Origin of the sequence: Lentzea sp. HUAS12 (assembly GCF_024125735.1) — a bacterium.
Classification (GTDB): Bacteria; Actinomycetota; Actinomycetes; order Mycobacteriales; family Pseudonocardiaceae; genus Lentzea; species Lentzea albida.
Genome location: NZ_CP099738.1, coordinates 281,736 through 304,916 on the forward strand (window position 1 = coordinate 281,736; position 23,181 = coordinate 304,916).

A 23,181-nucleotide genomic window follows, 5' to 3' on the forward strand; every position below is an offset into this window, starting at 1 on the left:
GAGCGATTTCGTGAGCATCCATATGCCCGCAGCGTAGGAGAACGCGTCCCGGTCGCGGTACCGGTTTCACCCACGTCAGGGCTTCCGCCGGTGGTCAACTGACAACAATGTCAAGTGGACTGAGCGTGAGAGCGTTCTCGCACGACGCCCTGACGTGCGGTTACGATGTCCGTTTCATCCTCTTGAACCAGTGGTTTAGACCAGTTAACGTGCCCGTCATCACGTACCCCCTGCACGTGAATGGAGCACCATGAGGAAGTTTCGCTGGCAGATCCTGGCCGCAGGTCTGGCGATGGCCACCGTGGTCGGAGGCGTTCTCGCCGCGCCCGCGAGTGGCGCGTCGGGCGTGACGGCGGCGTTCACGAAGACGTCGGACTGGGGCAGCGGCTACGAGGCCAAGTACACGATCTCCAACAGCGGCGCGTCCGCGCTCTCGTCGTGGACCGTCGAGTTCACGCTGCCGAGCGGGCAGTCGATCGCGTCGCTGTGGGACGGCAGCTACGCCGCCAACGGCCAGAACATCACCGTCCGCAACACCTGGAACGGCAGCGTTCCGGTCGGCGGCAGCGTCAGTTTCGGCTTCACCGTGAGGGGTTCCGGCGCGAACCCCTCCAACTGCAAGGTCAACGGCGGTTCGTGCGACGGCAACGGACAGCCGCCGACGACCACGACGACCACCACCACGACGACCACCACGTCGAACCCGCCGGTGCCCGGCACCGGCCGCGGCGCGCCCTACCTGTACCTGGGCTGGGGCAACCCGCAGAGCGCGACGCAGGTCATGAGCGCGACCGGCGTCAAGTGGTTCACGCTGGCGTTCGTGCTGTCCGGCGGCGGCTGCACTCCCTCGTGGGACAGCTCGCGGCCGCTGACCGGTGGCGTCGACCAGCAGACGATCAACGCCATCCGCGCGGCCGGTGGTGACATCGTGCCGTCGTTCGGTGGCTGGAGCGGCAACAAGCTGGGCCCGAACTGCTCGACCCCCGAGGCGCTGGCCGGCGCGTACCAGCAGGTCATCAACGCCTACGGGCTCAAGGCGATCGACATCGACATCGAGAACTCCGACGAGTTCGAGAACACGACGGTCCAGGACCGGATCCTGACCGCGCTGAAGATCGTCAAGCAGAACAACCCGGGCATCCAGACGATCGTCACGTTCGGCACCGGCACCACCGGCCCGAACTTCTACGGCGCCCGTCTGATCGACCAGGCCAAGGCTCTGAACGCGAACATCGACGTGTTCACGATCATGCCGTTCGACTTCGGCAGCTCGAACATCCGCACCGACACCATCGGCGCGGCCACCGGGCTCAAGAACAAGCTCAAGTCGACCTTCGGCTGGAGCGACGCCGAGGCGTTCAAGCACGTCGGCATCTCGGGCATGAACGGCCTGTCGGACCAGCGCGAGCTGACCACGGTCGACGACTGGACCGCGATCCGCGACTGGTCGAAGTCCAACGGCCTCGGGCGACTGGCCTTCTGGTCGGTCAACCGCGACCGCGGCGGCTGCGACGGCCAGGTGTCGGCGAGCTGCTCCGGCATCGGGCAGACCGAGCTGGCCTTCACGAAGATCACCGCCGGCTTCTGATCACCGGCAGCACCTGAACGACCACGAGCCGTCAGCGTCATTTGATCGGTGGCGCTGGCGGCTTACCCTTGTCGCATGCGTCGACGACATTGATCTTCAACTGATCTCTCCCGAACCGCGACGGCGTGGGCGTGGTGTTCGCACCTCATCCCGATCTACGCGCTGTACGCGTTGCTCTTCGCCGACAGCGGGCTGTCGGACGCCCAGATCTCGGTGCTGCTCGCCGTCTGGTCGCTCACCGCGGTGGTCTTCGAGGTGCCCTCGGGCGCCATCGCCGACCGGTTCTCGCGGCGCGGTTCGCTCGTCGCCTCCGGTGTGCTGCAAGCTCTCGGCTACGCGGCCTGGGTGCTGTTCCCGTCGTTCTGGGGCTTCGCCGCGGGGTTCGTGCTCTGGGGACTCGGCGGCACGCTGCAGTCGGGCGCGTTCGAGGCCCTGCTCTACGACGGCCTGGCGGCCAACGGCGACGAGGAGCAGTACGGGCAGCTCAACGCCCGTGTCGACACCATCGAGCTGATCGCCCAGGTGCCGGTCGCGGTCGTGGCCACCGCGCTGTTCTCGCTCGGCGGCTACCAGCTGGCAGGCTGGATCTCGGTCGCGATGTGCCTCGCGTCGTCGGTGATCGCGTTGCGGTTCCCCGAACCCGACCGCGGTTCCGGGGACGACGACGAACCCGGCTACTTCGCGACCCTGGTGAGCGGGCTGCGGGCGTCCGTGCCGATCAAACGCGCCGTGCTGGCAGTGGCCCTGGTGTACGCCATCGACGCGTTCGAGGAGTACTTCACGCTGCTGGCCCAGGACTGGCACGTGCCGACGATCTGGGTGCCGATGGCGACGATCGGCGTGCCGCTGATGGGCGCGGCGGGTGCGCACCTGGCCAGCCGGTTGCCGTTCCGCGGCTGGGTGCTGTTCGCCTCGGGGGTGCTGCTGATCGTGGCGGCACTGCTGGCCGTGCCGGTCGCGATCGTCCTGCTGGGACTGTTCTACGGCCTGTACCGCTTCGTGCTGGTGCACGTGGAAACCGAGTTGCAGCACCGGATCTCCTCCGACGCCCGTGCGACGGTCACGTCCGTGGCCGCGATCGGGTCGGAGTTCGTGGCGTTCGCGATCTACGGGTTGTGGGTGCTCGGGTCGGCCGTCGCCATCGGTGTGTTCGTCCTGGCCATCGCGGTGGTGGTGCGACGTCAGTGAGGAAGCGGCCGTCGTGGACGGCGTTCGTCCACGCTCTCGCGGTAGTCCTCGATCGCGAGCGCCACGTCGAACGCCGTCCGCGTCTTCTCCAGCGCGGGCAGGTAGTGCACGCCACGTGCCAACGCGTCGAGGTCGACGCTGAAGTACACGCCCATCAACGGGTTCACGAACAGCTCGCTGCCCTCGGTGCGCGTGGTGAACTGCACGTTCCCGAACTCGCCCCGCAGCGAGGCCGCGATCTGGCCGTTCACGATGCTCGGCGACAACGGCGTCGCCTCCTGCGCCTGCTGCACGGCCGTCGTGTACGCGCGGGCCTCGTGGCTGTCCGACGGGATCGACAACGCGCCGAGGTAGGCGCCCTGCCTGTCCAGTGCCGCCAGGTTCTCCAGCACGTGCGCGTGGCACACGCCGTGGTGCGCGTCGATGCCGAACCCGAGGCTGGTCACGATCTTCGTCACGCCGGGGATCCCCGCCACGGCGGCGAGGCTCGTCATGTCCTCGGTGGGCGTGCCGAGGTGCTGCTCGTCGCCGCGCAGCAGGATGTCCGTGCCGCCGTCGACGAGCACCACCGCGTCGACGGAGTGCTTCTGGATGATCGTGCGGTACGCGCTGCGCAACGGCCGCACGCCCGTGCGCGGGAACGCGTAGACGGTGTCGCCGAGGAACCGCGCGAGCTCGCGTTCGGGGAAGTACGCGTCCTCACCGGAGGTCTCCGGTTCGACGGCGGCGAGACCGGGCTCCAGCCACGCGTCGAGGTCGAGGCGTTCGAGGTCGCTGAAGCTGAGACTGGCGTAGTGCACGCGCTTGCCCTCACCGCGCAACGCGACGCCGAGCGGGATCCCGGCGAACACGTCGAACCCGCCACCGGCTCCGGCGATCAGGACGGTGCGGGCGTCGCGGAGCCGCGCGAAGAGCGGCGGTGTGGCAAGGCTGAACACACCGCCGACCCTAGCTTTTCCACCTGCGAGGGGCTGCTGACTTCCACGAGCAGCCGGTCGGGCTCGTAGGAGAGGCCCTCTTCGAAGTCGCCGGCCAGGACGCCAACCCTGGGGTGCGCGGCCTGGTCGCGATATCTCCGCACATGCTCGGTCTGCCCGGCGAACACGAACAACCCGTCGTCGTGCTCCGCCGCCAGGTCGGCGATCTCGGGTGAGCGGGTGCAGGCGTGCCAGACGTACGTGCCGCGCCACAGGGCCTTGAACGCCGCGTAGTGCTCGATCGTGAGCGGAAGGCTGTACTCGATCTCCTTGCCGAACCAGCCGAACACCTTCGCGGTGTTGCCCCGCCCGAGCACCAGGTCCGTCCGATCCGGAGCGAGGAGGGCGAGCGTGGCGTACTCGGCGGCGAGCTTCGCCGGGTCGTTCGTGGTGATCAGCGTCGTGGCGGTGGACAGTCGCAACGACGTCTGAGCGGCGATGTGGGCGAGCAGGACCGTGGGGGAGGACGAGGTGTACGGCGGGTTGTGGTGCTCGCCGACGGCGAAGACGTCCAGGCCCGCCTCGTCGGCGGCGACCGCCAGGGCGACCATCTCCGACGGCGGGAGGTCACCCGCCGTGAACACGCCGATCTGCACGGCGTTCAGTGTCCTCCACCAAGTACGCGGAGGCCGCTCGGTGCCGCCACCTGGCCGATTCCATCGGCGCGGGCGTCACGCCAGGATCTTCCGAACAGATCAAACTGCACAAGCTGGACATTCGCGGAGGCCGCCGTGCTAGTCGTACAGATCTTCCTGCCGCTGGCGCTGGGCCTGGTCATGTTCGGCCTCGGCCTCACGCTCACCACCGACGACTTCGCGAGGGTCGCGAAGTACCCGAAGGCCGCGGTCATCGCGCTCGTCTGCCAGGTCGTCGTGCTGCCCGCGGTCTGCCTCGGGCTGGTGCTCGCGTTCGGGCTCAAGGGTGTGCTCGCGGTCGGCATGATGCTGCTCGTCGCGTCGCCGGGCGGCACGTCGGCGAACCTCTTCAGCCACCTCGCGGGTGGCGACGTCGCGCTGAACATCACGCTGACGGCCATCAACTCGGTGCTGGCGGTGTTCACGCTCCCGCTGGTGGTGGGTCTGTCCATGGCGCACTTCATGGCCGACAGCGCGGAGGTCGGGTTGCAGCCGGCGAAGTTCGTGCAGGTGTTCGCGATCGTGCTGGTGCCGGTGGCGATCGGCATGCTGGTGCGCCGCAGGTTCGAGGCCTGGGCGCTGCGCATGAACGACACCGTGCGCATCGCGTCCGTCGTGGTGCTCGTGCTCGTCATCATCGCCGCGATCGCGCAGGCCTACCAGCAGCTGATCGACAACATCGGGACGCTCGGGCCGGTGGCGTTGCTGCTGAGCGTCTTCAGCCTGCTGATCGGCTACTACGTGCCGAAGGCGTTCAAGATCGACCGCAAGCAGGCGATCGCGAGCGCCATGGAGATCGGCATCCACAACGCCACCATCGCGATCACGCTGGCGCTGACCGTGCTGAACGACGAGACGATGGCGATCCCGCCCGCCGTGTACGGTGTGCTGATGTACCTGCCGGCGGCGGTGGCGGCACGGTTGTTGTCCCGCGACAAGACCGCCGCCGTCTGACCGGTCGCGCGGGCCGGGCGTCCCCGCCCGGCCCGGACGAAACGCCCTAGCTGGAAGAACCCTGCGGTGCGCGTCCGTGCGACCTGCCGGGCGCGCGCACGCCGTTCACCGTCGAGGTGTCGAACGCGAACGTGATCACCGCGGTGGCGATCGCGTCGGCGTTGACGTCCAGGGCGGTCAGGTTCAGGTTCGACCTGGTGTCGCACGGCTGGTGGTAGCACGGGTCGAACGCGATGCCCGCGGTGCCGCCGTACAACGCCGCCTGCTGCGCCGTCTTGACCCCCTCGGCGCCGGTGAAGAGGCCGCCGGCCGGGATGTTCACCGCGATGAACGGGCCGTAGTCCGACCGCCCGGAGAAGTCCGTGTCCTCCGACGGCAGGCCGCGGTCGGCGTAGAACTTCTCGAACACGTCCTCGATCTGCGCCGACCCCGGCGGGATCGGCACGGGCGCGGTGCCGCTCGAGTCGTCACCGTCGTAGATGCCGTAGAAGTGGTTCGGCGAGCCGACCATGTCGAAGTTCAGGTACAGCGCGATCTTGTCCTGCTCGGCCTGCGGCAGCGTGGCGACGTAGTGCTCGGACCCGAGCAGGCCCTCCTCCTCGGCGCCCCACCACGCGAAGCGGACCTTCGCGTTGGGCTTGACCTTCCTCATCTGGATCGCGGTCTCGAGCAACGCCGCCGAGCCGCTGCCGTTGTCGTTGATGCCGGGCCCGTCCTGCACGCTGTCGAGGTGCGCGCCGGCCATCACGACGTTGTTCGCGTTGCCGTCACGGGATTCGGCGAACACGTTCCACGCCTGCCGCGTCTCCTGCGTGAAGTCGACCGTCACGCGGACGATCGCTCCCGGAGTGTTGAGGAGCAAGTCCTGTGCGGCGGCGAACGTCGCGAACACGACGGGGATCGTGAGGCCCGTCGCGTCACCGATCGGCGTGACCAGGCCGGTGCGGCCGGGCTGGCCCTCGTTGAACAGGATCACCGCCGACGCGCCGGCGGCCTGCGCGTTCAGGGCCTTCACGGCGAACCCGCACGTGCCGCGCTGCAACACCGCGATCTTGCCCGGCGTGAACCCGGCGAAGTCCGCGGCCTCGCACCCGCTGCTGTTGCCGTTCGGCACAGGGGTCGGCGGGAGCACCACGTCGACGGCCTGGATCGCGCCGGTCGCCGTTCCCTCGACCGGCTGGTCGAAGCCGTGGCGGTTGAAGTCGGTGTCGCGCACGAACGCGCGCGGAGCCGGTGAGACCCGGTCGAGCCGCGAGTTGTCCTCCACGTAAGGGAAGTCGAACGCCTGCACGGTCGGCGAGTAACCCGCCGCACTCAGTTGCGAGACCACGTAGTTCACCGACGCCTGGTATCCAGGACGTCCGGCGGCGCGGTCACCGTTGGCGTCCGCGATGGACTGGAACGCGTCGAGGTGCCGCAGGACCCCGTCCAGCGTCACGGCTTTGGTGAGCTTGGCGGGAGAGTTGTTGTTGGGATCAGCGAGTGCCTGTCCGGTCACGGCGAGTGGCAGAACCAGTGTCAGGACCGCGAACAGTGCCAGGCGTCGAGGACGTTGAACCATCGATGTGCCTCCATGCGTACATCGCCGCCGAATGCATCCCCCGACATGTCTCGACCGAAGTGTCCTGTGTTACACCGTTTGGAGGTGGGTGTTGTTGTTCCCGCAGTTGCGGACCGCCGTGCACGTCGAACCCCTGCAGGGAGAGGGGCTCACCAACGTCCTGCACCTCGTGACGCTCGCCGACGGCCGCAAAGCCGTGCTGCGCAGGCCGAAGGTCGCGCGCGACCTGCCGAAGTTCGTGATCCCCGGTGCACCCGAGGTCCTCGCCCACAACGGCCGCGGCGACGTGCTCGTCGAGTACGTGGAGGGCCGCACGCTCGCGGACGCGCTGCCGGTGTCCGAAGAGGTCTGGCGCAGCATCGGCCTGGCGTTCCGCAGGGTCCACCGCGTCGGCCTCCTGCACAACGACGTGAACCTCCACAACATCATCGTGGGCGGCGGGAAGGCGACGCTGATCGACTGGGACAACCCCGGCCAGGGCAACCCGCTCGACGAGCTCGCGGCGTTCGAGGAACACCTCTACCTGCACGGAACCGTTCTGCCACAGGCGTTCTGGCTCGGGTACGGCGCGAAGCCCGACCCGGAACTGCTGCGCGTGCACCGGATCGCGGGCTGCATCGGCTGGCTCGCGAGCGAGGACTGGCGGGAGTGGGAGGCCGACGCGACGCTGAGGCCGGAGCAGCTGGCGAGGGTCCGGAACTGGCGGCGGCTGCTCGCACGGTGGCTCGCCGACCAGTTCCGGACCGACTACCTAGCGGCTGAGGTCGCGGTACTTCAGCACCGAGAGCGGCCAGAAGATCGCCACGAACACCGCAGGCCACAGCACGGCCAGTAGCAGCGAGTTCTGCGCGGCCCACGAGTCGCCGCCGACGCCGGGGTTGCCGAAGAGCTCCCGCGCCGCCGCCACCGTGGACGACAGCGGGTTCCACTCCGCGACCACCCGCAGCCAGCCGGGCATCAGCTCCGGCGAGACGAACGTGTTCGCGAACATCGTCAGCGGGAACAGGAACATCCACGACGCCTGCGCCGCCTCGGGCTTGACCAGCAGGCCGAGGTAGATGCCGATCCACACCAGCGCGAACCGCAGCCAGAGGAACAGCGCGAACGCGACGAGCGCGTTGAACAGCCCGTCGTGGAACGACCAGCCGATCACCAGGCCGCACAGCGCGAGCACCAGCAGTTCCAGCGACGAGTTCACGAGGTCCGCGATGCTGCGCCCGGCCACCACACCGGTCTGCGACATCGGCGAGGCGCGGAACCGGTCCGTGACGCCCCGGTCGGCGTCCATCGACACCATCAGCAGCGTGGAGCCGACCCCGAACGCGATGGTCTGGCCGAACATGCCCGGCAGCAGGAACTCGATGTAGTCACCACCGCCGAAGACGTTCATCGCGCTGCCGAACACCAGGCCGAAGATCAGCACCGAGATGATCGGGTAGGCGAGGTTCGCGAACACCCTGACCGGTTCGCGCACCCAGTGGATCAGATCTCGCCTGGCGACGATCCACGAGTCGACCGCCGCGTACCGCACCGCGTTCACGCCCGCACCCCCGGGACGGCCTTGTGCCCGGTGATGGCGAGGAACGCGTCGTCCAGCGTGGGGCGTCGCAACGCGATGTCCTCCGCCTCGACCCCGCGGGCGGCCAGTGCCGACGTCACCCGCGTCAGCGCCGCGACCCTGTCCGCCACCGCCGCGCTCACCCGGAACGCGTCGTGGTCCACCTCGGCGCCGGCGCCGAGCACCTCCGCGACGACCGGCAGCTCGCCCGCGTCGCGGACGACGACCTCGATCCGGTCGCCGCCGAGCCGGGACTTGAGCTGGTCCGGCGTCCCCTGCGCCGCGACCCTGCCGGTGTCCAGCACGACGATCTGGTCGGCGAGCTGGTCGGCCTCGTCCAGGTACTGCGTCGTGAGCAGGACCGTCGTCCCGTCCGCGACGACCCGCTTCACCTCCCGCCACACCTCGCCGCGGTTGCGCGGGTCGAGGCCCGTGGTCGGCTCGTCCAGGAACAGCACGGACGGCGCCGTGATGAAGCTCGACGCCAGGTCCAGCCGCCGCCGCATGCCGCCGGAGTAGTGCTTGGCCCGCTTGTCCGCCGCGTCGGTGAGCCCGAACTGCTCGAGCAGCTCGTCCGCCCTGGCCGACGCCTCCCTCCTGGACAGGTGGTAGAGCCTGCCCCACATCACCAGGTTCTCCCTGCCGGTCAGCACGTCGTCGACCGTCGACTGCTGGCCGTTCAGCGCCACCTGACGCCGTACGGCGGGCGCCTCCCGCGCCACGTCGTGGCCCGCGACCTCGGCCCGGCCGCCGTCCAGGCGCAGCAACGTGGCCAGGATGCGCACCGCCGTGGTCTTGCCGGCGCCGTTCGGGCCGAGCAGCCCGCAGACCGTTCCCGCGGGCACGGCCAGGTCGAACCCGTCGAGCGCCCACTTCTCGTCGAACCTCTTGCGCAGGCCTTCCGCGAGCACCGCGTGTCCCACGACTTCACCCCCCGTGACTTAACTGCTTACGTTGTAGACTAGGTGTACGTTGTACACGGTTCTAGGATTCACAGGCAAGGAGTGTGTGAAAGAGGGGGCTGGGTGAAGAGCGATCGCGACCGGAGCGTGCGGCTGCTGTGGGAGCCGCCGGCCGAGCCGACCAGGGGACCGAAGGCCGCGCTGAGCCAGTCGCGCGTGGTCGAGGCGGCGATGAAGGTGGCCGACGCCGACGGCGTGGACGCGCTCACCATGCGCAGGGTCGCCGAGACGCTGGGCAGCACCGCGATGTCGCTCTACCGGCACGTCCCCGGCAAGTCCGAGCTGCTCGACCTGATGGTCGACGCGGCGTGGGGCGAGACCGAGCACACGCCGAAGGGGCCGTGGCGCGACGGGCTGGAGTTCTTCGCGCGGCAGATGTGGGCGATGTACCGGGCGCACCCGTGGATGCTGCAGCTCACGACCTCGCGGCGGATGCCGGGCCCGCAGGCCATGACGCGCCAGGACGCCGCGTTCGCCGTGGTCTCGGAGCTGGGTCTGGCGCCCGAGGAGATCGTCGCCGTCGTGACCGCGGTCAGCCACTTCGTCGACGGCGTCGGCCGGACCATGGCGGACCGGGTGAAGGCCGAGCGCGAGACCGGGGTGTCGGACGAGGAGTGGTGGAGCACCACCGACTCGCTCTGGGAGCACTTCACGCCGGACCGGCTGCCGATGATGACCCACATCTGGAACACGGGCGGCTTCGAACGCCAGCTGGACGAGTTCGAGTTCGGTCTCGCGCGTGTTCTGGACGGTCTCGTGGCGTTCGTGGAAGCCGAGGAGCGACCGGCAGTTCGTCGATCTACGTGCTTGTAGTCATATGAGACGACTTGAGTCGTCCGATCGAGTGAAAAGCACAGCTCAGACAGGGTGTGAACCGTAGTTGCGCGGTCACGTAATGCCATTGTTATGCGATATCAGAATGAACTCGTTCGAAGGCTGAACCGACCACTCCTATCTGCCCGTTTTCACTTGTGACACCGTTTCGCCGCGGGGGTCGAATCGGGACGACGAGGAGGTCGTATGACAGCTGGCGCGCACGACGCGGTCACCCTTGGCTGCTACGCGCTCGGCGTTCTGGACGCGAACGAGAGCTTTGGCGTGGAGCAGCACCTCCGGGGCTGTCCGTCCTGCCGTGCGCAGGTCGCCGACTTCCATCGGATCCGAACAGCACTTGACGACGTGCCTCGTGAGGCATTTCTGCACGAGCTCGAGGACGACCTGCCCATGCCGTCGGACCTGCTGCTGCAGCGCACGCTGCGGCAGATCAGGCAGGAGTCGGTCATCCCGCAGCAGCGGGAGGCCGTCCCCCGTCTGAGAGCCAGTCCGCCGCCGGTGGAGGACCTCCCCCCACCGCAGCACGCCAAGCCCCGGCGCTGGCCGGGCTATCTCGCCGCCGCGGCAGTAACCGCGGTGGTCGCGTTCGGGGGTGCCGCGGTGTTCCTGCAGAACCAGGCGCCGGGTACCAGCGTCGCCTCGACCCGCACGGGCGAGGCGACGGCGGGCGGGATCAGGATGGTGGCCGAGATCGCGCCGTCGTCGCAGGACCGCTACCTGGTGTCGGCGGACATCAACGGGTTGCCCGTCGCCCAGAAGTGCAAGCTGGTCGTGGTGGGCACGGACGGCACGAAGACCGAGGCGTTCACCTGGACCACGACCGACAAGCAGACGGCCGAGGGCTCCAAGGTGCGGGGCATGGTCAGCGTCTCGCCCGACAAGGTGAAGTCGATCGCGGTCGAGAACGCCGAGGGCAAGACGTTCGTGGTGGCGAACCTGTAAGGGCGGAAACAGTCGAAGGGCCCGGATTCTGACCGAATCCGGGCCCTTCGACTTGCATTGGTGTAATTAGAGCGCCTGCAATGTCAGCCACGCGCCCACGACGATGACGGTCGCGGCTGTGCCGACGGGTGCGTAATGGGACAGCAGGCGGGTGGCACGCCCGTCCAGGATTTTCTCGACGCGTTCCCGCGCCTTCACGAGCAGCAGTCCGACCGCGGTGAGCGTGCCGGCCATGCCGATTCCGTAGCCGAACACGAGCAGCACGCCGAACCACGTCCGGCCCAGCGCCATCGCGCCGAGCAGGACGACGAGCGCGGACGGCGAGGGGACCAGCCCGTTGGCCGCGCCCATGCCCACGAGGCTCGCGCGGCTGTAGCCGTGGCCGTGCCCGTGCCCATGCCCATGTCCGTGCCCGTGCCCGTGCCCGTGCCCGTGACCATGGCCGTGTCCCGTCAGGGCTCCGGCGAGCGCCGGTTCGCGGTTCGCCGACAGGGCCGAGCGCAGCAGCACCACGCCGATCACCGCGATCAGCACCCCGCTGACCAGCCCGAGCCAGCGCAGCACCTCTTCACCGGCGAGAGCGCTGGAGGCGCTGATGACCAGGCCGAGGACCAGCACGCCACCGGTGTGCGTGGCCGTGACCGACGCACCGACGATGAACGCGTCCTTCGGCGTGCCCTGGCGTCCGGCCAGATAGGCCGCGATGAGCGTCTTGCCGTGACCGGGCAACGCCGCGTGCGAGGCGCCGAGCACCAACGACAGCAGCACTGCGAGGAACCCGAGCCACGGCGTGAGGTCGTCGCTGCCCAGGATGTCGTTGAGCCTGGCCGCCGTGACGCTGAACGACTGGACGGGGGAGCCGGTGGCCTGCTTCGGCTCCGACCCGGTGCCCGGTTCGGCGGTGAACGTGACCGAACGGACGTCCAGCGGGCTGCTGAGCAGGTCCTCGGGGTACGTCCGCAGCTCGTCGCTGATGCTCTCGGTCGGCACGGCAGAGCCGGCGATCCGGATGCCGGTGCCGGCGGCGGTGATCTCACGCCAGCCGACGCGGTCGGTGTTCGACTCGTCCGAGAACTCGAGCCTGGCGGGCCGGTCCAGGTCCACCCTGGCGGTGAACTCGCAGACCAGCCGCGTCGTGGGGAGGTCGGCCTGGCCGACGGGGTGGGTCTTGGTGGAGGCGGCGAGCGTCCAGGAGATCCGCCGCCCGTCCACGGTGGAGCGGTCGGTGCGGGACACCTCGTCGCACCACACCCTCGCGTCGCGCGCCTTGAGGTTCTCCTGCAGCGTCGGGATCTCCGCCACGTCGACCACGGACCTCAGGTCGATCCGGTCCGGGTGCAGGTGCAGCCCGTGGTAGTGGTTGACGCTGAAGTTGCCCAGCGGGTGGGCGGAGGCCTCGCCGGTGATGAAGAAGATCCCGGCCAGCAGCAGGGCGACCACGAGGACGGGCCGCACCACCCAGGACGACAGGCTCACCTGCCGCCTCGGAGCTCCGCGAGCTTGCGGCCCGCCTTCAACGCCTGCAGCGGCGAGAAGTTCGCGTTCAGCGTGAGCGCCCGCACCAGCGCCTCCTGCGCCTCGGCGACCCGGCCGAGCGCGGCCAGGATCATGCCGCGGTGGTAGGAGAACGTGGCGTTCTGCCAGCCCAGCGAGACGGCGCGGTCGGAGTAGCTCAACGCCTCGGCGTCGCGTCCGTTGACGTGCAGGGCCCAGGCCATCGCGTCGGCCACGAAGACGCTCTGCCGGCGACTCCACTCGGCTTCCGCGCGGCGCAGTGCCTGCATGCCATCACCTCGGTCGGCGGCGAGGAGGGCCGCGGCCAGATCGTCGGAAGCACCCTGGGACTCCATCAGTCGCTGCTGTTCGGTGAGCACGCCGTACTGCTGCGCGGCCTCGTCACCGCGGCCGCCGGCCTCCAGCAGCTCCGCGTACTCCTGCAGGTACTGCGGCAGGGGTGCGCGGGCCACCAGCCTGCGGTACGAGTCGAGCGCCACCGGGACGTCGCCCCGTGCCGCCGCGACCTTGGCCATGCCTTGAGTGAGAGTCATGTCGTCTCCTCTCGCCGCCAGTCCCTGCTCGTAGTGCTCAGCGGCAACGTCCAACTGGTTGTGGTCGAACGCGAGTTCGCCCAGCCGGTAACGGCAGAACGCGATCTCCTCGGGTGTCGTCGAGGCCTTCAGCGCGCGTTGCATCGCCTCGCGCGCGCCGTCGACGTCACCGTGGAGCTCGAAGTGGAAGGAAGCACGGGCGAACGACGCCGTGTTCGGTTTGAGGTCCAGCATCTTCTGCACCGCGTCCTGCGCGCCCGCGTCGTCGCCGAGCTGCGTCAACGCGTCCGCCAGCACACCGTGCGCCTCCGCGGAGGCGGGCTGGGCGGCGACGGCCTTCAGGCCCCAGTCGCGGGCCGCGTGGAAGTCGTGGCGGGCGTTGGCCAGCGTGCCCATGCCGATGGCGGCGAGCGCCGTGTCCCCCGCGTTCTTCAAAGCGCCTTCGGCCTTCGCGTAGTACGCCGGGTCGGCCGTGACCCGTGCCAGCTCCACATAGGACGCACCGAGCCTCGCCCACGAGTCCTTGTCCTGCGGCAGCTCGTGCAACCGCTGCTGCAGCTGGTGCACCACCTTGTGCATCTGGTTCTGCTGCGCCACGGCCGGAACAGGGGGCGCGCCCCCGGCCCTGCTGTCGGCAGGACCGGAGGCGGCTAGGTGGGCGACCGCCGCGGTGACCAGGAGAACCACCGCGACGACCTGCCTCTGCTGGTACTTCACTTCGAGTGCGACCCGTACTTGCGGATCTGCTGCTGGCGCTTGCGCCACAGGAGGAAACCGCCACCGAACACGATCGCCGAGCCGACCGCCGTCGTCATGGCCATCGGGTCGATGGTCCCGATCTTGCCGACCGGGTTGACCGCGACCTCGGCCGTGGTGCCGCTCGCGTTGACCGCCGTGCCGTTGCGGGGCAGACCGACGTACGGGAAGTTCGCCTCGAACGGCTGGTCGTTCGCGTCGACCTTGTCGCCGGTGGCGAGCGCGTCGACGAGCTTGCCCGACGCCGCCGCACCCTCCATCGCCTGCACGGCGATGTCCACCACGTCGTCGGTGAGCCTGCGGCCGTTCGGGAAGCCCTGCGTGTCACCGGCGAGCAGACCCAGGCGGTTCGGGCTGGGGTTGGGGTCGATCATCATGTTCAGCCGCAGCATCTCGCTCGGCCGGAACTTCCGCGCGTCCGCGTCCTGGTTGTTCACCTGCGAGTTCAGGTCCGCGTTGATCTGCGCGCCGAGCTTCTTCGTGATGCCCGTCAGGAAGATCTCCGCCAGGTCGTCGCGCTGGCCCTGCGGCGCCGGGATCTTGTAGATCGCCTCGACGAGCTTCGGCAGCTCCGGGTTCACCACCCGGTCGACCAGCTCCTTCACGCCGGCGTCCTGGTCGGGGCGCAGGCCGTTGAACGCGTCCTTGAGACCCGCGGGGGCCACGACCTCGTTGACCAGCGGGTTGCCCAGGCGCGAGACCTGCACGAAGTCACCGACCGCCTCCGCCTTGCCGGGCGAGAGCTTCAACGTGCGGCGCTGCGTGGTGCTCCAGACGCCGATGTTCGGGTTGCGGTGCATGTCGTTGCGCAACGCCAGCGCGTGCTTGGGCAGCTGGATCGCGATCGTGTTGACGTTGTAGCCGCGCAGCGTGTCCTGGCCGACCTCGCTCAGGTTGCCGCCGTAGAGCAGGTCGAACACCCGCAGGTCGGCGAAGAACGCGTCCTCCGACGGACCCACGTAGACCTTGCCGCCACCGGCGATCTGCGTGACCGCCTGGTCGCGCAGCTTCTTGAAGTCCGGCATCGACGCCGGCCCGTTCGGCGACGGCGCGACCGGGGCGTTGTCCACCAGCCTGACCTTCTGGCCGTTCTGGTAGATCGCCTCCAGGTCGTAGCGCTGCCGGAACAGCAGGTTCTCGTCGTCGAGCGAGTCCACGACACCGTTCGCGTACAGGAACGTGTTGTTCTTGCGCCGGTCGTCGGTCTCGAACGTGAAGCGCAGCGTGATGTCCGGCTTCGCGTCCCCGTCGCTGTCGACGTTGAAGTCGTACTGCGCGTCCTCGGCCCACGGGAAGAAGTTCGGGCCGCCGTTCGGCTCCTGGAAGCCGGACCAGTTGCCGACCAGCGTCACGGTGTCCTTGTGGTCGGGACTCACGAACGCGTACAGGTCCGTGTTGTCCACGGCCGGGTCACCCGCGATGAGGGGCGCCTCCCGGTGCGAGGACGCCGTGGCGCCGGTACCGCCGAACATGGCCGCGTTCAGCAGTGTGGCGGCCACCAGCGCGGCCGCAGCCACCTGGCCGCGCCGACCGCTGAGGGCGTGCGGTGATGACATCTCTGGGCAACCTTTCGGAGAAGTGGTTCGGTCGCTGTCTCGTGTGGCGCTGATCGTCAGGCGCTGTGCATCAACAGCGACGGTTCGCTGGAATGGCTCGAATGCGACGGGTGGTCGTTCGTCCACCTCGCCTGGGTGAAGTCGCGGATGCCCTCGACGAGCCGGTCCACGTCGTGTTCCGGCCGCACGACCAGGCGCGCGAACCTGCTGGTCATGCCGAGCTTGTTGCCGCACTCGCGGATGAAGACCTGGTGGCGGGACAGCAGGTGGTCCCGCAGCTCGCGGCCGTCGATGCCACCGCCGAGCTTGACCAGCAGGAAGTTGGCCTGCGAGGAGTAGACGGTCAGGTCCGGGATGCGCGAGAGCTCCATGCCCATCCGGTACCGGTCCCGTGACAGCAGACGCAGGCTCTCGGCGTACTCCGCCTCGTGCTCGGCCAGCATGAACACGACGGTCTCCGCCAGGGAGTTCAGGTTCCACTTCGGCAGGATCTGGCGCATCTTCCCGGCCAGACCGGGGTTCGCGACCAGGTAGCCGAACCGGATGCCGTGCAGGCCGAAGTTCTTGCCGAGGCTCTTCAGCACGACCACGTTGGGCCGGATGGACGCCTCGGCCGCGACCGACGGAACGCGCTCGACCTCGACGAAGTCGATGAACGACTCGTCGATCACGACCAGGTCCAGGTCCGACAGCTCGTCCATGAACCGGACGATCTCCCTGCGCGGCAGGTAGCCGCCGTCGGGGTTGTTCGGGTTGCAGATCACGGCCACCTTGGAGCCGCGGGCGCGGATGAACTTGATGTACTCGTCGACGTCCAGCTCGAAGTTGTTGCTCTCCTGGAGCAGGAACATGTCGACGCGCTTGTTGCTCTCCATCGGCTGGTCGGTCCAGCGGCCGAAGGTCGGGATCGGGATCGCGACGCTCTCGTGGATCCACATGTGGTCCATCCACGTGATGAGCTCGGTGCTGCCGTTCGACATCGCGATCGTCGCCGGGTTGAGCCCCAGCACGCTGCTCAGCTGCGCCGCGATCTTCGTCGAGTCGCTCGGGTAGAACTTCAGCACCGCCTCGAGGTTCTTCGACAGCTCCTCGAACATCTGCGGGGTCGGGAAGTACGGGTTGCACGGGATGCAGAAGTCCACGAGCTCGCCCGCACCCGTTCGCGACAGCTCGAAGTAGGACGGGCTGTGCGCGGTCTGCTGGAAGAGACCCGAGTCCACACCATGCCGCACGCGATCACTCCGTCCCTCGGTCCGTTTCCGACACCGGGGCATACGTGCCGCCGTTCACAGCGGTTCACGGGTCCGTTTCGGGAAGGTCTCGGAACGGTCTCGCGCGCAACCTCCGCCGTGCGCGCTCCCGACCAGCCCGGCTGGAGCGGTCGAGTCCACAAAGGACTGTCGAACCGCGCTGATCCGAGCCTGCGGGTTGGCCGCGCACGTGCTCGGGTACCCGGCCCTCGAGTCCCGCTCGCGCGCGCGATGTGGCGCACGCGGTCCCGTTTGGGCCGAACTCACCCGATTCCGCAGGTCAGCAGGGCTGCGGAACCGGATGTGACGCACCAACCAGGGCGATTCGCACTTCCATGACGGGCGTCCTGCGAAGAATTGTCGGTCGGTGCAGATACCCTGCTGGCAGTCCGCACACAATCAGGGAGCAATACCCGTGACCGCTGAGACCCTGTACGGGGCCGACGACCTCACCCACCTGGAAGGTCTCGAGGCCGTGCGCAAACGGCCGGGCATGTACATCGGGTCGACCGACAGCAGGGGCATCAACCACCTCTTCAGCGAGATCGTCGACAACTCCACCGACGAGGGCGTCGCCGGCCACGCGACCAAGATCGTCGTCACGCTGCACGCCGACGGCAGCGTCCAGGTCGACGACGACGGCCGCGGCATCCCGACCGACGTGCACGCCAAGTCCGGTCTGTCCGGTGTGGAACTCGTGCTGACCAAGCTGCACGCCGGCGGCAAGTTCGGCGGCTCCGGCTACAAGACCTCCGGCGGCCTGCACGGCGTCGGCGCCTCCGCCGTCAACGCCCTCTCGCACCGCTACGACGTCACGGTCCGCCGCGGCGGCAAGGTCCACTCGATGTCGTTCGCCCACGGCGTCCCCGGCGTCTTCGACGGCCCCGGCCCCAAGGCGAAGTTCACCCGCCAGGCCGGCCTGAACGTCGTCGGCAAGATGAAGCGCAACGAGTCGACCGGCACCTCCACCCGCTACTGGTACGACGCCCGCTACTTCGAGAACGGCGCCGCACTGGACGTGGAGACCGTCCGCCAGAAGATGCGCAACACGGCGTTCCTCGTCCCCGGCGTCACCTACGTGCTGCGGACCGCGCTGGAAGACTCGATCTCCGAAGAGGTCTTCCACTACCCCAACGGCCTCACCGACATGGTCGACTTCCTGGCCCCCGCGGGCGACCGCGCCGTCTCCGGCACGCTGGTCATCACCGGCTCCGGCACCTACTTCGAGAACGCCGCCGACGAGAACGGCGTCATGCGGTCCAAAGTGGAGCGTCAGGCCGAGGTCGAGGTGGCCCTGCGCTGGGGCACCGGCTACGAGCGCACCGTCGAGTGCTTCACCAACACCATCCGCAACATGCACGGCGGCACCCACCGCCGCGGCTTCGACCGCGCCGTCGTGAAGGCCGTGCAGGACGCCATCTCCAAGACCCGGGGGCTCCTGAAGCCCAAGGAGGAGATGCCGACCCTGGACGACGTGCTCGAGGGCATGACGGCCGTCATCCACGTCCGCATCCCCGAACCGCAGTTCACCTCGCAGACCAAGGACGAGCTCTCCACCGCCGGCATCACCAAGGTCCTGCAGGGCATCGTCGACGCGCAGGTCCGCGCGTGGACCGAGGACCGCAAGACCAAGGTGGAGGCCAAGACCGTCCTCCAGAAGGTCGTCGACGCCTCCCGCGTCCGGCTCACGCAGAAGCAGCAGAAGGACGCGGCGCGCCGGAAGACGGCTCTCGAGGGCGCGGCGATGCCGGCCAAACTGGTCGACTGCCGCACCACGGGTGTTTCGCGTAGCGAGCTTTTTCTCGTGGAAGGCGACAGCGCCCTCGGCTCGGCCAGAATGGCCCGCGTCTCCGAGTACCAGGCGCTGCTCCCCTTGCGCGGCAAGATCCTCAACGTCCAGAAGGCCTCCCTGGCCGACACGCTCCGCAACGCCGAGATCGCCTCGATCGTCCAGGTCCTCGGCGCCGGCACCGGCCGCACCTTCGAGCTGTCGCAGATGCGGTATGGCCGCGTCATCCTGATGGCCGACGCGGACGTCGACGGCAGCCACATCCGCACGTTGCTGATCACGTTGTTCGCCAAGTACATGCGCCCGGTGATCGAGGACGGCCGCCTCTACGCGGCCATGCCCCCGTTGCACAAGGTCATGACCCGCGGCCGCAACCCCGAGACGCACTTCACCTTCACCCAGCGCCAGATGGAGCAGACGGTCGCGCGGCTCGAGAAGGCCGGCAAGCAGGTCGTCACGCCGGTGCCGCGGTTCAAGGGCCTCGGCGAGATGGACGCGGACGAGCTGTGGGAGACCACGATGAACCCGTCCACCCGCTCCGTCCGCCGCATCACGATGACCGACGTCGAGGCGGCCGAAGAGGCACTGGAACTGCTGATGGGCGAGAAGGTCGAGCCGCGCCGCAACTGGCTCGTCGAGTCCGCCGCACGGGTCGACCAGTCGGCCATCGACCTCTGAGCCTTCAGACAGAAAGAGCTGGAACACAGTCATGGCACGCCGCAAGGGACCCACGACCAAGGTCGACCCCGCCGCCTTCGACCGAGCCGGCGCCCAGGTGCTCGACAACTCGCTGAAGACGGAGATCGAGGACTCGTACCTGGAGTACGCGTACTCGGTCATCCACTCGCGGGCGCTGCCGGACGCGCGCGACGGCCTCAAGCCGGTGCACCGCCGCATTCTCTACTCGATGCACGACAACGGGCAGCGGCCAACGTCGCCGTACGTGAAGTCGTCGCGCGTGGTCGGTGACACGATGGGCCGCTATCACCCGCACGGTGACACCGCGATCTACGACGCACTGGTCCGGCTCGCACAGGACTTCAGCCTGAACGAGCCGCTGATCGACGGGCACGGCAACTTCGGGTCACCAGATGACGGACCGGCCGCGAGCCGGTACTGCGTGGTGGGAGACACCCGCATCCGGCTTGCTGACGGTTCCAGTGTGCGCATCGGCGATCTCGTCGACCTGCCGGCGGACTCCGAGGCGGACGCCGACTTCGAGGTGCTCGACAAGGACGGCAAGGCTGTCCAGGTAGACAAGGTCTTCAACTCCGGCGTGCATCCCACGCTCCGGATGACCACCAAGTCGGGCTTCTCGGTCCGCGGCAGCGAAAACCACCTGGTGCTGTGTCTCGAGGCGCCAATGGGCGTGCCCTTGTTCCAGTGGCGGCGCCTGGACGAGCTCAAGCCGGGCGCGGTTGTCGCGGTAGCCCGGAACGCGTGGTCGCAGATCGTCCCCACCGCGCGGGAATACGTGCTCGGGGTCCTCGCCGGTGCGTGGGTTTCGGAAGGTTGGGCATCCGAGAGCAGGGCTGGGTTCAACAACACCGACGAGCACTACTTCCGCGAGGTTCTGCACGCCTATGACCAGGTGGTCGGCGGCCAGCGCTATGTCGGTGAGCGTGAGACGCGCCGGGACCGGAAGAAGATCTGGGAGCTCGACGTCCAGGAGAGCTCAGGTGGCATGGACGCGTTCCGGGCGGGTCCCCTGGCGGAGCTCATCGGCCACCAGGCACGGGACAAGTTCGTTCCGGAGTGCGTCTGGCGCGGTGGTTGGGGTGTCAAGCGCGCATTCCTGATGGCGGCCTTCGAAGGCGATGGGGGCTGTCGGGTCGCGAAGGACGGCTTTACGGTTCAGTACACGTCGTACAGCGAGCGGCTCACCGCTGAGATGCAGGAACTGCTCGCGGAGTTCGGTGTGATCGCCGTGCACCGGCGCTACACGCGTCCGAGTGGTTCGGTGGAGCACCGGCTGGTGGTTTCGGGGCTGCGCAACGTGACGGCGTTCGCCGAGCGGGTCGGTTTCCTCAAGACCAAGCAGGCGAAGCTCAAGGATCTGCTTCGGCACTCGCCACTGCGGCCGCACCGGCTCAGCCAGGACTCGGTGCCGTTCGTCGCGGACTACGTGCGGAACGCGCTCGACTTCGACCGTCGTGGCAGCGGCCGGAAGTGGCTGGTCCAGCACAACTTCGACCGCATCGAACGATGGGAGACCGAGCGCCTGAGGATCATCGACCGGATCAAGGACCCGGAGGTCCTCGCGACGATCCTGCCGATCATGGACTCCGGGTACCGCTTCGAGCCGGTGACCGCGGTCGAGGCGGCCGAGCCGGCAGAGGTCTACTCGGTTCGCGTCGTCTCGGAGGATCACTCGTTCCTTGCCGGCGGGTTCGTCAACCACAACACCGAAGCGCGCATGTCGCATGCGGCGATGCACCTCGTCGGCGAGTTGAACGAAGACACGGTCGACTTCCGCCCGAACTACGACGGCTCGCTCGAAGAGCCGAGCGTGCTGCCGGCGGCGTTCCCGAACCTGCTGGTCAACGGCACGTCCGGCATCGCGGTCGGCATGGCCACGAACATGATCCCGCACAACCTGCGCGAGGTCGTGGGCGCGGCGCGGTGGCTGATCACGCACCCGAACGCCGACCTCGACAAGCTGATGGAGTTCGTGCCGGGGCCGGACCTGCCGACCGGCGGCATGCTGCTCGGCCTCGACGAGGTGCGGAAGGCCTACGAGACGGGCCGCGGTGTTGTCAGGATGCGCGCGAAGGTCGAGATCGGCCCGCTGGAGGGCTCCCGCGGCCGTCAGGCCATCACGGTCACAGAGCTGCCGTACGGCGTGGGGTCCGAGCGGATCGTCGAGAAGATCACCGACGAGGTCAACAAGTCCAAGCGCCTCACGGGCATCGCGGACGTCAAGGACCTCACGGACCGCGAGAACGGCATCCGGCTCGTCATCGAGTGCAAGGTCGGCGTGAACCCGCAGGCGTTGCTCGCGGACCTCTACCGGCTGACGCCGATGGAGCAGTCGTTCGGCATCAACAACCTGGTGCTGGTGAACGGGCAGCCGCAGACGCTCGGCCTCAAGCAGCTGCTGGAGGTCTTCCTGCAGCACCGCTACGAGGTCGTCACGCGGCGCACGAAGTTCCGGCGCCGCAAGCGCGAGGAGCGGCTGCACCTCGTCGAGGGTCTGCTGAAGGCCCTGCTGGACATCGACAAGGTCATCAAGCTGATCCGGGGCAGCGAGAACGCGCAGGCCGCCAAGGACGGCCTGATGAAGCAGTTCAAGCTGTCGGAGATCCAGTCCTCCTACATCCTCGACACGCCGCTGCGCCGCCTCACCAAGTACGACAAGCTCGAGCTCGAGAACGAGCAGGACAGGCTGCGCCAGGAGATCGCCGAGCTGAGCGCGATCCTGGACGACGAGTCCGTGCTCAAGAAGCTCGTGTCGACCGAGCTGGCCGCGGTGGCCAAGGAGCTCGGCGGCGAGCGCAGGACGAGCCTCATCGACGGCGACCTCAAGGAGGTGCTGGCGGCGTCCAAGCCCGCCGGCCCGCTGGAGGTCGCGGACGACCCGTGCCAGGTGATCCTGAGCGCCACGGGTCTGGTCGCGCGCACCGCGGCGGAGTCGGAGGAGGTGAGCGAGGGCAAGCGGCGTGCGGGCCGGGTGAAGCACGACGCCGTGCTGGCCACCGTGCACTCCACGGCGCGGGGCCAGGTCGTCCTCATCACGAACCTCGGCCGCGCCTTCAAGACGGACGTGCTCCCGCTCCCGGTGCTGCCCGAGCAGAGCGGCACGGTCTCGCTGCGCGGCGGCATGGCGGCGAGCGAACTGGTGCCGTTGCAGAAGGGCGAGAAGGTCGTGGGCATCGCGCCGCTCGACCCGAAGGACTCGCCCGGAATCGCGCTCGGCACGAAGCTCGGCACCGTCAAGGTGTGCGTGCCGGAGTGGCCGGTGCGGTCGGACGAGTTCGAGGTCATCTCGCTCAAGGACGGCGACGAGATCGTCGGCTGCACCTGGCTCACGGACGGCAGCGAGACGCTGGCGTTCGTCAGCTCCGACTCGTCACTGCTGCGCTACGACGCCAAACTCGTGCGGCCCCAGGGCCTCAAGGGCGGTGGCATGGCGGGCATCAACCTGAGCGGCGACGCGCACGTGGTCTTCTTCGCCGCCATCCGCACGGACGACGACGAGCACGGCGAGCCGATGGTCGTCACCTCGTCCGGGCAGAGCGTCAAGGTCACGCCGTTCAGCGAGTACCCGGCCAAGGGCCGCGCCACGGGTGGTGTGCGGTCGCAGCGCTTCCTCAAGGGGGAGACGCACCTGGTGCTCGCGTGGATCGGTTCCCGCCCGGCGGGCGCGGACGACAAGGGCTCGCCGGTGGAACTGCCCGAGGTGGACCCGCGCCGGGACGGTTCGGGTCACGCGCACCCCGGCCCGACCGTGATCGGGCACCTGGTCGAACGCGACTAGGGAGTACGGGCGGTCTCGCCGTTCGCGACGAGTTCGGTGCGGTGAGGCGGGGTTCCGCGGCTGCGGAACCCCGCCTCACTGTTGCCCGGTGCGCTGCGGACGGCCC

General features: G+C 68.7%; 17 protein-coding genes. 8 read left to right on the forward strand and 9 right to left on the reverse strand.

What is annotated here, in order from left to right:
- Positions 1 to 250: 250 nt before the first annotated feature.
- A complete protein-coding gene (locus ND450_RS01355; protein ID WP_253324332.1) occupies positions 251 to 1,588 on the forward strand; it encodes a cellulose binding domain-containing protein in 1,338 nt (445 codons plus the stop codon).
- A gap of 171 nt (positions 1,589 to 1,759) precedes the next feature.
- Positions 1,760 to 2,776, forward strand: coding sequence for an MFS transporter (locus ND450_RS01360; RefSeq protein WP_253324333.1), 1,017 nt, complete (start codon positions 1,760 to 1,762; stop codon positions 2,774 to 2,776).
- On the opposite strand, the gene ND450_RS01365 is transcribed toward ND450_RS01360, so the two are convergent.
- Together ND450_RS01365 and ND450_RS01370 are read right to left on the reverse strand one after the other, a co-directional pair.
- Entirely contained in the window at positions 2,770 to 3,714 is a 945-nt protein-coding gene (locus ND450_RS01365) for a DUF1152 domain-containing protein (protein WP_089916282.1), read from the reverse strand. The two genes, ND450_RS01360 and ND450_RS01365, sit on opposite strands and share 7 nt — an antisense overlap.
- The gene (locus ND450_RS01370) at positions 3,654 to 4,349 is read right to left on the reverse strand and encodes an LLM class flavin-dependent oxidoreductase (protein WP_253324334.1); all 696 of its coding nucleotides are present in this window, start codon (positions 4,347 to 4,349) and stop codon (positions 3,654 to 3,656) included. Before ND450_RS01370 ends, ND450_RS01365 begins: the two co-directional genes overlap by 61 nt.
- Positions 4,350 to 4,484: 135 nt before the next feature.
- On the opposite strand from ND450_RS01370, the gene ND450_RS01375 reads away from it, so the two are divergent.
- Positions 4,485 to 5,342: a bile acid:sodium symporter family protein gene (locus tag ND450_RS01375; protein ID WP_245786144.1), complete on the forward strand. Its 858-nt coding sequence runs from the start codon at positions 4,485 to 4,487 to the stop codon at positions 5,340 to 5,342.
- Positions 5,343 to 5,388: 46 nt separating this feature from the next.
- Here the strand turns inward: ND450_RS01375 and ND450_RS01380 are convergent, their stop codons facing one another.
- Positions 5,389 to 6,840 carry a M20/M25/M40 family metallo-hydrolase gene (locus ND450_RS01380; RefSeq protein ID WP_253324335.1) on the reverse strand — a complete coding sequence of 484 codons (1,452 nt, stop codon included), beginning with the start codon at positions 6,838 to 6,840 and terminating at the stop codon, positions 5,389 to 5,391.
- Between the two features lie 157 nt (positions 6,841 to 6,997).
- Between ND450_RS01380 and ND450_RS01385 the strand changes: the two genes are divergently transcribed.
- Positions 6,998 to 7,738 (forward strand): lipopolysaccharide kinase InaA family protein, encoded by a 741-nt coding sequence (locus tag ND450_RS01385; protein WP_253324336.1) that lies wholly within the window; start codon positions 6,998 to 7,000, stop codon positions 7,736 to 7,738.
- On the opposite strand, the gene ND450_RS01390 is transcribed toward ND450_RS01385, so the two are convergent.
- Positions 7,655 to 8,443 (reverse strand): ABC transporter permease, encoded by a 789-nt coding sequence (locus ND450_RS01390; RefSeq protein ID WP_253324337.1) that lies wholly within the window; start codon positions 8,441 to 8,443, stop codon positions 7,655 to 7,657. The genes ND450_RS01385 and ND450_RS01390 overlap by 84 nt on opposite strands.
- Positions 8,440 to 9,384 carry an ATP-binding cassette domain-containing protein gene (locus ND450_RS01395; RefSeq protein ID WP_253324338.1) on the reverse strand — a complete coding sequence of 315 codons (945 nt, stop codon included), beginning with the start codon at positions 9,382 to 9,384 and terminating at the stop codon, positions 8,440 to 8,442. The genes ND450_RS01390 and ND450_RS01395 overlap by 4 nt, the downstream gene beginning before the upstream one ends.
- A 102-nt stretch (positions 9,385 to 9,486) precedes the next feature.
- On the opposite strand from ND450_RS01395, the gene ND450_RS01400 reads away from it, so the two are divergent.
- Together ND450_RS01400 and ND450_RS01405 are read left to right on the forward strand one after the other, a co-directional pair.
- Complete coding sequence (locus tag ND450_RS01400) at positions 9,487 to 10,236, forward strand: TetR/AcrR family transcriptional regulator (protein WP_253324339.1); 750 nt, start codon at positions 9,487 to 9,489, stop codon at positions 10,234 to 10,236.
- Between the two features lie 207 nt (positions 10,237 to 10,443).
- Positions 10,444 to 11,199 carry a zf-HC2 domain-containing protein gene (locus ND450_RS01405; RefSeq protein ID WP_253324340.1) on the forward strand — a complete coding sequence of 252 codons (756 nt, stop codon included), beginning with the start codon at positions 10,444 to 10,446 and terminating at the stop codon, positions 11,197 to 11,199.
- A gap of 66 nt (positions 11,200 to 11,265) precedes the next feature.
- Here ND450_RS01405 and ND450_RS01410 read toward each other — a convergent pair whose 3' ends face one another.
- Genes ND450_RS01410 through ND450_RS01425 form a run of 4 tightly spaced genes read right to left on the reverse strand, consistent with a single transcriptional unit; the run spans position 11,266 to position 16,791 of the window.
- Positions 11,266 to 12,675: a nickel/cobalt transporter gene (locus ND450_RS01410; RefSeq protein WP_253324341.1), complete on the reverse strand. Its 1,410-nt coding sequence runs from the start codon at positions 12,673 to 12,675 to the stop codon at positions 11,266 to 11,268.
- Positions 12,672 to 13,964 (reverse strand): lipopolysaccharide assembly protein LapB, encoded by a 1,293-nt coding sequence (locus ND450_RS01415; protein ID WP_253324342.1) that lies wholly within the window; start codon positions 13,962 to 13,964, stop codon positions 12,672 to 12,674. The genes ND450_RS01410 and ND450_RS01415 overlap by 4 nt, the downstream gene beginning before the upstream one ends.
- The gene (locus ND450_RS01420) at positions 13,961 to 15,559 is read right to left on the reverse strand and encodes a DUF4331 domain-containing protein (RefSeq protein ID WP_253324343.1); all 1,599 of its coding nucleotides are present in this window, start codon (positions 15,557 to 15,559) and stop codon (positions 13,961 to 13,963) included. The genes ND450_RS01415 and ND450_RS01420 overlap by 4 nt, the downstream gene beginning before the upstream one ends.
- Positions 15,560 to 15,615: 56 nt before the next feature.
- On the reverse strand, positions 15,616 to 16,791 hold the full coding sequence (locus tag ND450_RS01425; RefSeq protein ID WP_253324344.1) for a histidinol-phosphate transaminase: 1,176 nt from the start codon (positions 16,789 to 16,791) through the stop codon (positions 15,616 to 15,618).
- Positions 16,792 to 17,224: 433 nt separating this feature from the next.
- Here ND450_RS01425 and ND450_RS01430 point away from each other — a divergent pair, with 433 nt between their 5' ends.
- Together ND450_RS01430 and ND450_RS01435 are read left to right on the forward strand one after the other, a co-directional pair.
- Complete coding sequence (locus ND450_RS01430; RefSeq protein WP_089916254.1) at positions 17,225 to 19,276, forward strand: type IIA DNA topoisomerase subunit B; 2,052 nt, start codon at positions 17,225 to 17,227, stop codon at positions 19,274 to 19,276.
- A gap of 31 nt (positions 19,277 to 19,307) precedes the next feature.
- Positions 19,308 to 23,075 carry a DNA gyrase subunit A gene (locus ND450_RS01435; RefSeq protein WP_253324345.1) on the forward strand — a complete coding sequence of 1,256 codons (3,768 nt, stop codon included), beginning with the start codon at positions 19,308 to 19,310 and terminating at the stop codon, positions 23,073 to 23,075.
- The last annotated feature ends 106 nt before the right edge of the window (positions 23,076 to 23,181 follow it).

Bases quoted from the DNA above. Each gene is read 5' to 3' on its own strand.
- ND450_RS01355 (WP_253324332.1), top strand. From the start codon at position 251: ATGAGGAAGTTTCGCTGGCAGATCCTGGCCGCAGGTCTGGCGATGGCC.
- ND450_RS01405 (WP_253324340.1), top strand. From the start codon at position 10,444: ATGACAGCTGGCGCGCACGACGCGGTCACCCTTGGCTGCTACGCGCTC.
- ND450_RS01420 (WP_253324343.1), bottom strand. From the start codon at position 15,559: ATGTCATCACCGCACGCCCTCAGCGGTCGGCGCGGCCAGGTGGCTGCG.
- ND450_RS01435 (WP_253324345.1), top strand. From the start codon at position 19,308: ATGGCACGCCGCAAGGGACCCACGACCAAGGTCGACCCCGCCGCCTTC.